Genomic DNA, 12,859 nt, shown 5'->3' with positions numbered 1-12,859 from the left:
GTTTTAGGATGTCCTTACAGAAGATACTTGGAGGTTCTTATGAGACGAAGTATGGGTATCACCATCTTACAAATTGCACTTGTTTTTTTCTTACTGGTCAGCGGCGTAACGGGGCTTATGCAATCCAGCGCCGGTAATTTAAATCCGGTAGTTACATTTCTTACACAGTTGGTAAAAAGCTCGACGATAAGTACGATTATCATCATCGCGATTGCCGTATGCGAACTCATCGCCGGATTTTTCTTGTTGATGGGGTTGTTTACATTCTCTCCGCAGATTCTCAATGTGATTTTGATTATTTTTATCGTATTGTGGATTATCAATATTGTTTTGATCGATTTTATCGGAACATTTAACAGCGGCATTCATGGCGTGCACGGTTTATTAACCTATCTGCAGCAGCTATCCGCTCACCTGATGGTACTAGGAGCGCTTATCTGCGTACAATATCGCAACTGATTTTTTAAATTGATGGAAGCATCAAAAAAGCCGACGTCAAACGGTTGAAGTTAAATTTTCACCTCGTTTAATGCGTCGGCTCTTTTTATTTTAGGAGTCCTCTAAAAGCTTAGTAAGCTTTTTAGAGGCTTTCCTATACAATGACAAATAATAACAAATAAGCAAAATACAGCAAAGTTAAAAGCAGCTTACGCCGTTTTTTCCGAAATCAGTTTTAGCTCAGGTTTTTCCGTTTCCTCAATAACTTTTTTCGTGATATGCAGCTCTTTTTGCCCTTTCATCGAGGGAGCTTCAAACATCGCATCAAGCATTAGTTTTTCGACAATAGAGCGAAGCCCGCGTGCACCGGTATTTTGATCCAGCGCTTGCTGAGAAATCGCATCAAGGGCAGCATCATCAAAAGTCAGCTTAACGTTATCAAGCTTAAACGATTCTTGGAACTGTTTGATGATGGCATTTTTCGGTTCAACAAGAATACGCCGCAGGTCTTCGAGTTTTAAATCGCTGAGCGAAACACTGATGGGAAGCCGCCCGATCAACTCGGGAATAATGCCGAACTTTACCAAATCATCGGGAATGAGCTTGTCGTACAACTCCTGCAAATCCCTTTCTTTTGCAGACCGTACATCAGCCGCAAAGCCCATCGGATTTTCCGCAACGCGCGTTTGGATAATCGTATCAAGTCCAACAAAGGCGCCGCCGCAGATAAACAGAATATTGGACGTATCGATCTTCAGCATATCCTGATTCGGATGTTTACGCCCGCCCTGAGGAGGAACGGAAGCGACGGTTCCTTCAACAATCTTCAATAGAGCCTGCTGCACACCTTCACCCGAAACATCACGGGTAATCGACACGTTTTCACTTTTCCGCGCAATCTTATCGATTTCGTCGATAAAAATAATACCGCGCTCGGCACGGGCAATATCGCCGTCTGCATTCTGGATCAGTTTTAAGAGAATATTTTCAACGTCTTCACCAACATAGCCAGCCTCGGTTAAAGTAGTCGCATCCGCAATAGCAAACGGAACTTTCATCTTTTGTGCAAGTGTCCGTGCCAATAGCGTTTTCCCCGAACCGGTCGGCCCTATCAATAAAACATTTGATTTTTCAATAACAACGGCATTTCGGTCAGTCGGCGGATGCATAATCCGCTTGTAGTGATTATAGACGGCAACCGATAACACCCGTTTGGCTTTCTCTTGCCCGATAACATATTCGTCAAGATAGGTCTTTAATTCCATCGGTGTCGGGATATCCCCTGAAAGCTGCAGAGGCATTGCCATTTTATAAGCGCTCAAGTATTCCTTACAGAGCTGAATACAATGATCGCAGATAGCAACTCCCGGACCGGGAACAATTTTACGGCCTGCATCTTCCCGCTTACCGCAAAAAGAGCAAACCAAAGAAGGATCGCTTCTTAATTTAGGCATTTTTTCTCCTATCCATAACCATATCAACGATGCCGTATTCGCAGGCCTCCTGCGCAGACATAAAGAAATCCCGTTCCATGTCTTCGGCAACCGCCTTCTCCGATTTTCCGGTGTGATGGGCGCAATATTGGATAATCAGCTTTTTTAACCGGAGTATTTCCCGTGCTTGTATGGTAATATCGCTGGCCTGTCCCTGCGCGCCGCCCCACGGTTGGTGAATCATCACGCGGGAAGACGGCAGCGCAAAGCGCTTCCCTTTGCTCCCTCCTGCCAAAAGCACGGCAGCCATACTTGCTGCCTGCCCCAGACAGATGGTTTGCACGTCGGGATGAATATGCTGCATTGTATCGTACATAGCGAGTCCTGCCGTTACCGAACCGCCCGGACTATTGATATAAAGACTGATATCTTTGTCGGGATTCTGCGATTCCAGAAAAAGCAGCTGTGCAACTACCAGATCAGCAGTTGCATCGGTTATTTCTCCATCAACAAAGATGATACGGTCCTTTAATAGACGGGAAAAGATATCGTAGCTGCGCTCCCCGTTTCCCGTCTGCTCAATAACATAAGGAACAAGGCTATGCATCCGTTCCGACATCAGCAGCTCCCTCTCCAAGTAATTGTTCTACCGTCAGCTTCTCGCCCGGTTTTACCGTCGATTTTTCAAAAAGCTGTGTGTAGAGTTTTTTCTCCTTAATATCATCAATCAAATATTCTTTTTCGCGGGGGGTACCGTCATAATGCTTTTTAACATCTTCCGTTGAAGCCCCTGTACGTTCGGCTATCGAAGCATATTCCGCTTCAACATCTTCCGGCGAAGCAGTAATAGCCCGTTCTTCCATCAGTTTTTCAACAATAATGCGGGTTTTAAGCCGTAGCTCAGCCTCCGCCCGCCATTCACCCATCGCAGATTCTTTAGAAAACTTACCGTTTACACCGCCTGTCAGTTTTTCTAAGTTTTCGGGCGACATTCCCAACCGCTGTGCCAGCATAGCCCACCGCCCTTCGAGTTCCGCCTTAATCATGGACTCAGGCAATTCTATAGGATTAGCTTCCGCCATCTGCTTCAGCAGATCGTCGGTCTTTTTCCGCTCTAAAACATCTTCTACCTGACGGGTAAGATTCTTCGATATGTCGGCTTTTAAGTCGGCAAGGGTCTTGTATTTCTCGCTGACATCCTGTGCAAGATCATCATCGATAGCGGGCAAGTCTTTGCGCTTCAATGCAGTTACGGTAACCTTTAACTTGATTGTCTTTCCTGCAAGCTCTTTATCGATATGGTCGGCAGGGTATGTCTTGGTGATAACCTTTTCTTCGCCTTTTTTCATACCGATAAGCTCATCATCTACGCCGTAATGGAATTGTCCCTTACCAACGGTAAATACAAAATCATTCCGTTTTGAGCTTTCGATTTCCGCATCGGCATCATCAAGCTGTACATAGTTGATAGTTACGATATTATCATTCTGAACGGTATCGGAATCGCTGCAATCGATGACAAGTGCATTGCGTTCCTGTATCAGCTTCAATTCTTTTTCGATATCGGCATCAGTAACGGTCACTTTGGGAACGGATACCGTAAAGCCTTCCGTCTTTGTTATTTCTACTTTGGGAAGCACATCATACAGAACGGTAAATACCAAGTCGGAGTCGAGTTTGAAATCGGGTGTACCGTCAAGTTCAGGCTGCGAATAGGGCAACGGCCGTGAATATTTATCCGCAGCATCAAACACTTCTTCCAATACATTCTGAATTACTTCGTCATACGTTTCGGCACGCAGCGTTTCGCCGAATTTTTGTTCAAGGATTTTTACCGGTACTTTGCCTTTACGAAAGCCCGGTATTTGGAGCTGTTTCGCATATTTTTTCGTTAAAAGTGCATATCGGTTTTGCACCTCATCCTGTTTAACGGTGATCGAAAGTTTCATCCGAGACTTTTCGATAGGGGTAAATTCTTTCGTAAAATTCATTGGCATATCCTTATGATCCTAAAAAGGTTTCTCTCAAGAGAACTTTATTCTTTACCGGAAACGTCCGGTTAAAAAAAAAGCGATTCGGATGTACCGAATCGCTTCTGTAAGAGCGGGAAACGGGGATTGAACCCGCGACATCCACCTTGGCAAGGTGGCGCTCTACCACTGAGCTATTCCCGCAAAATATATCGCTCGGTATGGACTGTGTGGAATCCTGCGAGAGGAGGGACTTGAACCCTCACGCCGAGGCACCAGATCCTAAGTCTGGCGTGTCTGCCAATTCCACCACTCTCGCTCACAAAGTGAGTCGAAACAATATACCGATGATTTCTAGGAAAGTCAAGTCCTAACCTTTAGGCTACTTAAACCCTATTCATCTGAGCCATGCAGGCTTCGAACCTGCGACCCACAGATTAAGAGTCTGTTGCTCTACCAGCTGAGCTAATGGCCCATTGCTTAAATGTCTTAGCAAGACTGAACGAGTATTCCATAATTTCAAAAGAAAGTCAAGCCCCGTGCAAACGCATCATGGCTATTTCTTAGCATCCCCGCAGAATAATTGAGGCCGTTCAACCAGAACTGCCACGGATGGCGGTGGTTTTATGCAGCAGCGATGTTTTGTGCACGCACAAAACTCGCCTTCAACTGTTGTACACGGATGTACAACAGTTGAAGATGGTTCAAATGGTCTCACGGCCTCAATTATTCTGCGCTTTTATCTACTCTGCCTGGTGAGTTTGCTCTCCTGCCAAATCAACATACCGCAGTACCGCCATGGATGGCGGTAGTTTTATGCAGAAGCGATGTTTCGCGGTGACGCGAAACTCGTAGCCAAAACTATACACGGATGTATAGTTTTGGCGCAGATGCGTCGTATATTTTCAAAAGGACTCGCTGATGGCGCCAAGAGCATCAATAGCTGCCTCTATCTCTTCCGGCGTATTAAACGTAGAAAAGCTGAAGCGGACAATCCCTTGCGCTTCCGTTTTATAGCTCCGGTGTACAAGCGGAGCGCAGTGGGCACCCGGACGGGTTGCAATGCCGTACCGTTCATCAAGGAGGCGGCTCACTTCAGAAGACGGCACGGTTCCAATGTTCAGCCCGATAACGGGACCGGCATTCTGCACTTTCGGTGCATAGAGCGTGATAAACGGAAGGTCTGCGGCGAGTTTGAAAAAGTATGCGCGCAGCTTTGCTAAATACGCAGCGGCATTCTCTTGTCCGAGATTTTCGATGTATGCACATCCTGCAGTCAGTCCGGCAAAGGAAGGCACATTCATGGTGCCGGCTTCAAACACATCAGGCATTGTTGCAGGGTGTGTTTTGTCAAAAGAATGAATGCCGCTGCCGCCGGAAAACACCGGCTTAAAAGCAAAGTCGCCGTTCACGACGATGCCGCCGGTACCCTGTGGACCATACAACCCTTTATGCCCGGTAAAGCAGACAATAGTTTGTTCATATTGCGAAATATCCATCGGCATGGTACCGGCGCTTTGGGATGCATCGATAATCAGCGTCAACCCATTCTTTCTGCATAAGCCGTAAATTCTCTGCATATCGGGAACGGCGCCGATAACATTGGAGCAGGCGGTAACAATAATCGCCTTGGTATTGCTCCGTATCTGCGTTTCCATTGCCGTATAGTCAAGCGCGCCTGTTTCAAGATCAAAGCCGATAATCGAAAGCTCCGCCCCCTGACTTTCCAGCTGATAGAGCGGACGCAAGACCGAGTTATGCTCAAGCGCAGTGGTAATGAGGTGATCGCCTGCTCCGAACAAACTTTTGAGCACAAGGTTCAAGGCTGCCGTTGCATTTTGGCACAGGGCAACTTGCAGCGGGTCTGTTATATGGAAGATACGGGCAACGGCAACACGGGTTTTATACAAAGAGGCGAGTGCCGCATGGGCGGTTTTATGCGCGGCACGCCCCGGATTTGCAAACTGCTGCGAGACTATCGCGTCATACACTGCATCTGCAACACTGTCCGGCTTATGGAGTGTCGTCGCACTGTTATCAAAATAAATCATACTACTTACCCTTCCGACTATTTCCCAGACATCTTTACAGCAGTTCTGTCTGCACCGTGGACGGTGAGGGTATATACATCCTGATACGCAGCTCCGCTTGTTTTTAATAAGTCAACCGCTTTTTCCGCATCTTCACGGTTGACCCGCAGCGCCATTCCGCAACCTTCCGAGATTTCCGGAGGGAGCGGGATCAGGCGGGCGCCGGAGAGACCGGTCACTGCCATTTCCGCTGCGATTGCCTGATGAGCACTATCAAATGAAATAACGCAAAATACTTCGTTCTGCATGGTTTAGGGCTTTACGACCTTATTGGTACGCATAATTTCCGTAATACGGTACATATTCGTAGCCGAACCGACTTGCAGTTTCTCTTTTAAGCCATAGAAATCCAAACACAGCCCGCATGCAAGCACTTCCGTTCCCTTGTCCTGTAAGGTTTTTAAATCCTTGACGGTCTTTTCGTTCTCGGTTGCAAGGCGGATACCGGAGTTATACATCACTACCATTTTAGGGATTCGATCCTGTTCAGTCAGTGCATACACAAAGTTCTCCAACAGCTTTGTGCCAAAGCCTTCATCACCGGTGCCCATCTTATCGGAATTGATCACCACAACATATTCGTCAACGCCTTGTTCCAGCACGCTTGTGTCGTTCAAAATAGTACAAGCCTCGCAGCCTTGAAAGTCGTAGAGTACGGTGTATTCCGCATCATTCAGCTTGGTAACGCTCGCCTTGATATTCAGCTGCCCAGCCATCTTGGTCAGGTTCTGGGTCGCAATTTCGTTATCCACCCGTATCAGGATGTTTTCGCCTGCGGTGTTTTCGCTCAATACTTTTTTCGTCATAATGACGGGAATGGGACACACTTTGCCCATCGCATTTACTTCAATCATCATTTCTCTCCATATATTATCTCACCACAATCGGATAATCCGCACGAGGTTTTATACATCACATTCTTCAGGTTTGCTGTTAGGAGCTTTTTGTAAAACAGCTAAAAACTTTTCTCGCGATCCGTTTTTTGCCCGTTGCTCAATATACTGTTCCGTTTGTAGTGCCGATAATTTTTCTCCTATTGCAGCGGCAATAAATTGATTTATTGAGATGTTATCAATTTTAGCAACTTCTTTTATCATTGTATGATATGAATCCGGGATTCTAATACTCAATGTGCTCATTTTTGACCTCCATTTAATGTATCTATAAACTCCCGCGGCGTTAGTGCAACGATTCCTAACTGTTCCGCTTCTTTAAAGTTATCTCACCACAATCGGATAATCTGCACGCGGTTCGATGGCGCCGATTTGGAATAGACTGATTCCTGCCTCGGCAAAGGCCGGTCTGATTTTTTCCGCTTCGGCGGGGCTGACGGCAAAGAGTAAACCGCCTGAGGTTTGCGGGTCAAAGATGATTTCTTCGAGTGCAAAATCTTTTATGCCGAATTGAATTTTTCCTTGGGCAAAGTTCCGGTTCCGCTGTCCGCCGGCGGTAAGCAAAAATTCACCGGCTGCCTGATACGCTGCCTCGATATAGGGAATACGGTTTGCGTCAAGGCGGGCGGTAAAATCCGTGCCGGTCATTTCCGAAAGGTGTCCGCTCAAGCCGAAACCGGTTACGTCCGTGCAAGCATGAACGGTGAAGTTCCGAAGAATTTCGGCTGCGTATTTATTGAGGTAGGTCATCGAGGCAGCTGCTTCGTCAAAGGCGGAGCGGGGAACTTCTCCTGCGCTGTACGCGGTGGTGATAATCCCGATTCCTAGTTTTTTGGTTAAAAATAACACATCTCCCGCCTGCGGGGTGTTGTTCCGCCAAATGCGCTTAGGGTGTATCGTTCCCATCACGGAAAGTCCGTATTTTATTTTGGGGTCATGGATGGAGTGCCCGCCCACCAGCGCAGCGCCTGCTTCTTTCACCTTTTCCGCGCCGCCGGTTAGAATGCTTTGCAGCGCCGCGTATGCATTATCGCGGGTCGCTTCCTCAGGATAGCAGACAATGTTCATTGCACATACCGGCTCACCGCCCATCGCATATATATCGCTTAAAGCATTTGCTGCTGCAATCTGCCCGAAAAGGGTAGGATCGGTTACCATCGGCGGGAAAAAATCAAGGGTCTGAATGACTGCTATATCGGGTGTCAGCTGAATAACGGCCGCATCATCGGAGCTGTCGAAGCCGACCAATAAGCCTTCATGTGAAGTTTTAGGAAGTGTTTTCAGTAAGGCGCTCAAAACCCCTGCGCCGATTTTTGCATTGCATCCGCCGCAGACAAAAAGTTCATCGCCCTGTCCGCTTGCGGATTTATTATAATTTTCCATTGATTTATTATAATATATGGAGATGCTTTTTACAAGCAAATGTGAGTTGTGATAAAATACGTTTGCAAAACGACACTATCTACACAGACTGATATGCTGAGGTCGCGGTCGTTTCTTTTGTTTCATGCAATACCCCTACTAACCAGATATTTAGGTTTTAAAAAGATTTTCTTACCCTTGTTGATTAAGCTGTAAATATATTTGATCGGCAAGGCCGAGTCCCGCATTTTTAGTCATTGTGCGGGAAAGCTCTTCGTACATCATATCGTCGTACATTTTACCGGCAAAGCTGTCTTTTCCGGTCAGGCTGTTTTTGCCGAGTGTACTCCGCATGGAATCGAGCATGATTTTGACAAAGTAGGATTCAAGCTCAAGAGCTTGCTGATACAGTTCGGAGGTTTTATCGATAGTGGCTTTTGTACCGGAGTGTTGTGCCGCAGAAACGGCGCCCATACCCTTAGGTTGAGCCGCACGATCTGCATCGGTAGGATTGACGATTTCAAATGAGCTTAGATACTCACCCGGAAGCCGTGTCGAGAGGTTTGAATGAGCGGATTCCTTCGCCGTAGAAAAACGGGCGGATTCGGTCTTTAAGGAATCGAGCAACTGAGAAAAGCTTTGCGTGTTTTTTGCAGCATGTTTGTTCGCCGGACGAGATCCTTTTGTATGAGAAGTATCCCGCACTACCGACTGCTGCTGCACTGTATAGGTATTCTGCTTTACCGCTTCAATCATCAAATCCGCTCCTTCAATCAATTACCGCTTTAAGCCGACTGCGGTACCGAGCATATTGTCGCTGGTTTGGATGGCTTTTGAGTTAAATTCATAGGCACGCTGTGCGACAATCATGTTGACCATTTCGCTGACGGTAGAGACGTTCGACATTTCCAAAAATTTATGCTCGGTTTTGCCGAAGCCGTTAAAGCCGGGGCGCCCTGCGATGGCCTGACCAGATGCCGGAGTTTGCCGGAACAAATTGCTTCCTTGAGCGGAAAGCCCGACCGGATTCTGGAAGCGGTACAGCTCAATCTGACCTACTTCTACCGGATCATCCTGCTCCCCTACCCGCACCGACACCCTGCCGTCTTGACTGATTGCGATTGTGTGCGGAAGATAGTTTTCCGGGAAAATAATTTCCGGCAAACAGCGGAGTCCGTTTGAGGTTACCAACTGCCGGTCGGCATCGATTTTAAAGGAACCGTCCCGTGTGTACGCATAGGTGCCGTCATATTGCAGCACACGGAAAAAACCCTCTCCTGCAATAGCCACATCGGTAGAAACACCTGTGTTCTGCAACGAACCTTGTTCAAAATTCCGCTGCGTTGCGGCGAGCTTTGCACCGTGCCCCATCTCCACGCCGACGGGTGTAATCGTATCTTCGGTTGCAGGTGTTCCCGCCGCCCGAATGGTCTGATACAGCAGGTCTTCAAACTCCGCCCGCTGTTTTTTAAAACCGCTGGTATTCACGTTTGCAAGGTTGTTTGCAACGGTATCAATATTTGCTTGCTGGCTGTTCATGCCGGTTGCGGCTGTCCATAAACTTCTTACCATCTTATTCTCCTACTTCTCCTACGCTATTTTACTTTCGCAACCTCGTTCCAAAGTTTACTCATCATTGTATCTTCGGATTGAATTGTCTTTTGATTTGCTTCATACGCACGGTTAACCTCGATCATGCGTACCATCTCATTGACTACCTTAATATTTGAAGCTTCGACAAAGCCCTGCATTACAACAGGACGGTCGCCGCCCTCCGCAGCGATAGCAGGTCCCGACACGGGTGTATCAAGATAAAAACTGGAACCGTGCTTTTTCAGATACCGGTCATTTTCAAACGTAACGATTTTAAGCCGATCGGTAAGCGTTGCATCCGAATCGGGTTCGGTCATCGGCCGTGCATAGATCTCGCCGTTTTGTTTTACCTGATATTCCTTGTCCTGCAAAAAAATGCGACCATTTTCTCCAAGGACGGGATAGCCTTCTTTGGTCATCAAATAGCCTTCAACACCGACGGTAAAGTTCCCGTTGCGGGTATACCGTTCACCGTACGGGGTTTCCACGCAGAAAAAGCCCTTGCCTTCAAGCGCGAGATCGGAGGCCGCATTGGTCTGCTTTAAGGAACCTTGCTCAAACTCGGTAAAGATTTCATTCAGCTCCACCCCAAGACCGAGTTTTCCGATAATGGGCGCAATGTCTGACGAACCGAAAGGATTTTTAACAACGCCGTCATCATTTAAGCGCCGTATCAGTAATTCGGGGAAATTTTTATGGGTCGCAACGTCCCGTTTATAGCTTGTCGTATCGGCATTTGCTAAATTCTGAGCGATAACGTCCAGCTGTTTTTGCTGAGCGTTCATGCCGCTTGCTGCAGTGTACCAACCTCTAATCATAAGAACCTCTCTAAAGAATATCGGCACAAGGGGAAAAATATGAAGAGGTTTTTATTGAAGCAATTATAATTGGAAGTTTAGTGATTCCATTGCACTATCGTATGCATGTATCTGTGAAGAAATCCGCATCGGTGATGAGCGAGTAGGCATAGCCCTGTTCCGCAAGGAATTTTTGACGGTGATCGGCGCATTCTTCTTCGACGGAATGGCGGGTTACCAGCGTGTAAAAAAACGAATCCCGCTCTTTAGGCCGAAGAATACGCCCGAGCCGCTGGGCTTCCTCCTGCCGGCTGCCGAAAGTTCCGGAAATTTGGATTGCCACGGAAGCATCCGGTAAATCGATTGCGAAATTCGCTACCTTGGAAACCACCAGTACGGAAATATCGCCCGCTCTGAATGAGTCGTACAACACTTCCCTCTCGGCATTCGGCGTTTTTCCGGTGATGAGCGGCGCATGTACCTCTTCGGCTATTTTTTTCAGCTGCGTAATGTATTGCCCGATAATCAAAATTTGGTCGTCGGTATGCCGTGCAAGCAGCTGCCGGACAATTTCGTTTTTTGCTTCGTTCTCACTCGCAATCCGGTGTTTTTCGCGCAAGGGGGCGGCGGCATACTCAATCTCTTTAGAGACCGGCAAGGGGATGCGTATTTCCGTACAATAGGCGTGAGCAATCCAGCCCTTTTCTTCCAGCTCCTTCCACGGCACGTCATAGCGTTTAGGGCCGACGAGACTGAATACATCACCTTCGCAGCCGTCCTCCCTGATCAGCGTTGCCGTTAAGCCGAGCCGCCTGATCACTTGCAGCTCCGCGGTAATGCGAAACACCGGAGCGGGAAGTAGATGTACTTCGTCATAGATAATCAAGCCCCAGTTCCGTTCGCGAAACAGCTTAAAATGAGGGAACTCCGATTCGGTGTCCGGTCGCCATGTTAAAATTTGATAGGTTGCTACGGTAACCGGCTTAATCTCTTTGGTATCGCTTGAATAAATACCGATGGTATCGGGTTCCAATTCGGTTTTATCGATTAACTCGCGCTTCCACTGATGCACCGCGGCGGTGTTGGTGGTTAGAATCAATGTATCAGTGTTCAGCATCGACATAACCAGCATACCGACAATCGTTTTACCGGCGCCGCACGGCAGCACAATCGTACCGAAACCCGTTCCCGGTCCCTTATCTCCGGTGAATGCTTCCGCCGCTTCCCGCTGATAGTCGCGGATGATAAAATCTTTTTCTTTTTTTGTCTGCGTACGTAAATCAACCGCAAGCGGCGCTCCGTCTTTCAACGGTACCTCATCGCGCACCGGCCAACCCATTTTCAGCAGCGCCTGTTTTACCGTACCGCGGTTCAAAAGCGCAATTAAAAACGAACGCGGTTTTTCCGCCGCGACCAGATATTTTGCAAGCTTAGGCGAAGCTTTTAATTCTTGATATATTCGGTCGTTTTCCGCCGTTAAATACAAAAACGAATCATCTTCACACTGAGTCAGTTTGATCTTGCCGTATCTACTGAACGTTTCTTCCACCCAACCGAGTACGGCAGGGGGAATATCAAATCGGGAAAACCGCTTGAGCGTTTCCGTAATTTTTTCGGCAGTAAAGCCTGCGCTTGCGGCGTTCCATAATGACAAGCCGGTTAAGCGGTAGGTATGCAAGTGTTCGGGAGATTTTTCAAGTTCTGCAAAGGGGATAAGTGCAAAACGCGCATCCGTTGCTTCCGGCGCATGAACGTCGAGCAATATGGAGCGGTCGCCTTGAATGATAAGCGGTTTTAATGAAGCGGACATAGCGGATGATTTTACGCTATCCTTCACGTTTAGTCAAATCGGTCTTTTGAAAATATACGGCGCATCTACTTCGTCGCATTGGCAAAAGCGTACATCCTTGTACGCTTTTGCCAGCGAGTTTCGGCGCCGCCGAAACTCGCTACTGTTTAATACGAGCGGCATCCGTGCCGCTGTTGAAAATCCTCAACGTATCAGAACGGACACGGATGTCCGTGAAATTAAGCAGCAGCGAGTTTGCCCCGCAAACTCGACGTTGAACAGTGTACACGGAAGGACACTGTTCAACAGCGCCATGGATGGCGGGGGTTCTCGTCAGTAGCGTGTTTGCCTTGCAAACACGCAGTTCAAAAATGGACAAGGATGTTCATTTTTGGGCGAGGATGGCGGAGGTATTAAGCAGCAGCGAGATTTGTGGTATACACAAATCTCGTCGTTGACCAGGGTACAGGGACGTACACTGGTCAACAGTGCAT

14 protein-coding genes and 3 tRNA genes are annotated in these 12,859 nt (G+C 47.6%); 2 read left to right on the top strand and 15 right to left on the bottom strand.

Annotated elements, in window-relative coordinates; genetic code table 11:
• Nucleotides 1-39: 39 nt before the first annotated feature.
• Nucleotides 40-459 carry a hypothetical protein gene (locus tag HGH47_RS01990; RefSeq protein ID WP_212565513.1) on the top strand — a complete coding sequence of 140 codons (420 nt, stop codon included), beginning with the start codon at nt 40-42 and terminating at the stop codon, nt 457-459.
• Nucleotides 460-647: 188 nt separating this feature from the next.
• Here HGH47_RS01990 and clpX read toward each other — a convergent pair whose 3' ends face one another.
• The 15 genes from clpX to HGH47_RS01915 all read right to left on the bottom strand — a co-directional run bounded on the left by clpX (nt 648) and on the right by HGH47_RS01915 (nt 12,386).
• Nucleotides 648-1,892, bottom strand: a complete 1,245-nt coding sequence (clpX, locus tag HGH47_RS01985; protein WP_212565514.1) for an ATP-dependent Clp protease ATP-binding subunit ClpX — start codon at nt 1,890-1,892, stop codon at nt 648-650.
• On the bottom strand, nt 1,885-2,490 hold the full coding sequence (gene clpP, locus HGH47_RS01980) for an ATP-dependent Clp endopeptidase proteolytic subunit ClpP (RefSeq protein ID WP_212565515.1): 606 nt from the start codon (nt 2,488-2,490) through the stop codon (nt 1,885-1,887). The genes clpX and clpP overlap by 8 nt, the downstream gene beginning before the upstream one ends.
• Nucleotides 2,471-3,862 (bottom strand): trigger factor, encoded by a 1,392-nt coding sequence (gene tig, locus HGH47_RS01975; RefSeq protein ID WP_432909972.1) that lies wholly within the window; start codon nt 3,860-3,862, stop codon nt 2,471-2,473. The genes clpP and tig overlap by 20 nt, the downstream gene beginning before the upstream one ends.
• 111 nt (nt 3,863-3,973) lie before the next feature.
• Nucleotides 3,974-4,045, bottom strand: a tRNA-Gly gene (locus tag HGH47_RS01970).
• A gap of 35 nt (nt 4,046-4,080) precedes the next feature.
• Nucleotides 4,081-4,160: transfer RNA gene (locus HGH47_RS01965), tRNA-Leu, on the bottom strand.
• 83 nt (nt 4,161-4,243) lie between these two features.
• Nucleotides 4,244-4,316: transfer RNA gene (locus HGH47_RS01960), tRNA-Lys, on the bottom strand.
• A 430-nt stretch (nt 4,317-4,746) separates the two neighbouring features.
• Nucleotides 4,747-5,892, bottom strand: a complete 1,146-nt coding sequence (locus HGH47_RS01955; RefSeq protein WP_212565517.1) for an aminotransferase class V-fold PLP-dependent enzyme — start codon at nt 5,890-5,892, stop codon at nt 4,747-4,749.
• 17 nt (nt 5,893-5,909) lie between these two features.
• A complete protein-coding gene (locus HGH47_RS01950; protein ID WP_212565518.1) occupies nt 5,910-6,179 on the bottom strand; it encodes a DUF3343 domain-containing protein in 270 nt (89 codons plus the stop codon).
• Between the two features lie 3 nt (nt 6,180-6,182).
• Nucleotides 6,183-6,788, bottom strand: a complete 606-nt coding sequence (gene yedF / locus HGH47_RS01945; RefSeq protein WP_230974475.1) for a sulfurtransferase-like selenium metabolism protein YedF — start codon at nt 6,786-6,788, stop codon at nt 6,183-6,185.
• A gap of 48 nt (nt 6,789-6,836) precedes the next feature.
• On the bottom strand, nt 6,837-7,070 hold the full coding sequence (locus HGH47_RS01940; RefSeq protein WP_016670442.1) for a toxin-antitoxin system HicB family antitoxin: 234 nt from the start codon (nt 7,068-7,070) through the stop codon (nt 6,837-6,839).
• A gap of 78 nt (nt 7,071-7,148) precedes the next feature.
• A complete protein-coding gene (gene selD / locus HGH47_RS01935) occupies nt 7,149-8,207 on the bottom strand; it encodes a selenide, water dikinase SelD (protein ID WP_212565519.1) in 1,059 nt (352 codons plus the stop codon).
• 171 nt (nt 8,208-8,378) lie between these two features.
• Nucleotides 8,379-8,942, bottom strand: coding sequence for a rod-binding protein (locus tag HGH47_RS01930; RefSeq protein ID WP_212565520.1), 564 nt, complete (start codon nt 8,940-8,942; stop codon nt 8,379-8,381).
• Nucleotides 8,943-8,963: 21 nt separating this feature from the next.
• On the bottom strand, nt 8,964-9,758 hold the full coding sequence (flgG, locus tag HGH47_RS01925) for a flagellar basal-body rod protein FlgG (RefSeq protein ID WP_016524140.1): 795 nt from the start codon (nt 9,756-9,758) through the stop codon (nt 8,964-8,966).
• A 23-nt stretch (nt 9,759-9,781) separates the two neighbouring features.
• On the bottom strand, nt 9,782-10,597 hold the full coding sequence (flgF, locus tag HGH47_RS01920; protein ID WP_212565521.1) for a flagellar basal-body rod protein FlgF: 816 nt from the start codon (nt 10,595-10,597) through the stop codon (nt 9,782-9,784).
• Between the two features lie 94 nt (nt 10,598-10,691).
• A complete protein-coding gene (locus tag HGH47_RS01915) occupies nt 10,692-12,386 on the bottom strand; it encodes a DNA repair helicase XPB (RefSeq protein WP_212565522.1) in 1,695 nt (564 codons plus the stop codon).
• Between HGH47_RS01915 and HGH47_RS01910 the strand changes: the two genes are divergently transcribed.
• A complete protein-coding gene (locus tag HGH47_RS01910; protein WP_432909964.1) occupies nt 12,358-12,705 on the top strand; it encodes a hypothetical protein in 348 nt (115 codons plus the stop codon). The two genes, HGH47_RS01915 and HGH47_RS01910, sit on opposite strands and share 29 nt — an antisense overlap.
• Nucleotides 12,706-12,859 lie beyond the last annotated feature (154 nt).

The sequence above is a fragment of the Treponema sp. OMZ 805 genome (assembly GCF_050937395.1).
Classification (GTDB): Bacteria; Spirochaetota; Spirochaetia; order Treponematales; family Treponemataceae; genus Treponema.
The sequence above is the reverse complement of the archived record's forward strand: the minus strand, read 5'-3'. Positions and strand labels throughout refer to the sequence as shown.

Coding starts and splice junctions, on each gene's coding strand:
- HGH47_RS01910 (WP_432909964.1), top strand. CDS start 12,358: ATGATAAGCGGTTTTAATGAAGCGGACATAGCGGATGATTTTACGCTA.
- HGH47_RS01950 (WP_212565518.1), bottom strand. CDS start 6,179: ATGCAGAACGAAGTATTTTGCGTTATTTCATTTGATAGTGCTCATCAG.
- selD (WP_212565519.1), bottom strand. CDS start 8,207: ATGGAAAATTATAATAAATCCGCAAGCGGACAGGGCGATGAACTTTTT.
- HGH47_RS01990 (WP_212565513.1), top strand. CDS start 40: ATGAGACGAAGTATGGGTATCACCATCTTACAAATTGCACTTGTTTTT.
- HGH47_RS01940 (WP_016670442.1), bottom strand. CDS start 7,070: ATGAGCACATTGAGTATTAGAATCCCGGATTCATATCATACAATGATA.
- tig (WP_432909972.1), bottom strand. CDS start 3,862: ATGAATTTTACGAAAGAATTTACCCCTATCGAAAAGTCTCGGATGAAA.
- clpX (WP_212565514.1), bottom strand. CDS start 1,892: ATGCCTAAATTAAGAAGCGATCCTTCTTTGGTTTGCTCTTTTTGCGGT.
- HGH47_RS01930 (WP_212565520.1), bottom strand. CDS start 8,942: ATGATTGAAGCGGTAAAGCAGAATACCTATACAGTGCAGCAGCAGTCG.
- yedF (WP_230974475.1), bottom strand. CDS start 6,788: ATGATGATTGAAGTAAATGCGATGGGCAAAGTGTGTCCCATTCCCGTC.
- HGH47_RS01955 (WP_212565517.1), bottom strand. CDS start 5,892: ATGATTTATTTTGATAACAGTGCGACGACACTCCATAAGCCGGACAGT.
- flgG (WP_016524140.1), bottom strand. CDS start 9,758: ATGGTAAGAAGTTTATGGACAGCCGCAACCGGCATGAACAGCCAGCAA.
- HGH47_RS01915 (WP_212565522.1), bottom strand. CDS start 12,386: ATGTCCGCTTCATTAAAACCGCTTATCATTCAAGGCGACCGCTCCATA.
- flgF (WP_212565521.1), bottom strand. CDS start 10,597: ATGATTAGAGGTTGGTACACTGCAGCAAGCGGCATGAACGCTCAGCAA.
- clpP (WP_212565515.1), bottom strand. CDS start 2,490: ATGTCGGAACGGATGCATAGCCTTGTTCCTTATGTTATTGAGCAGACG.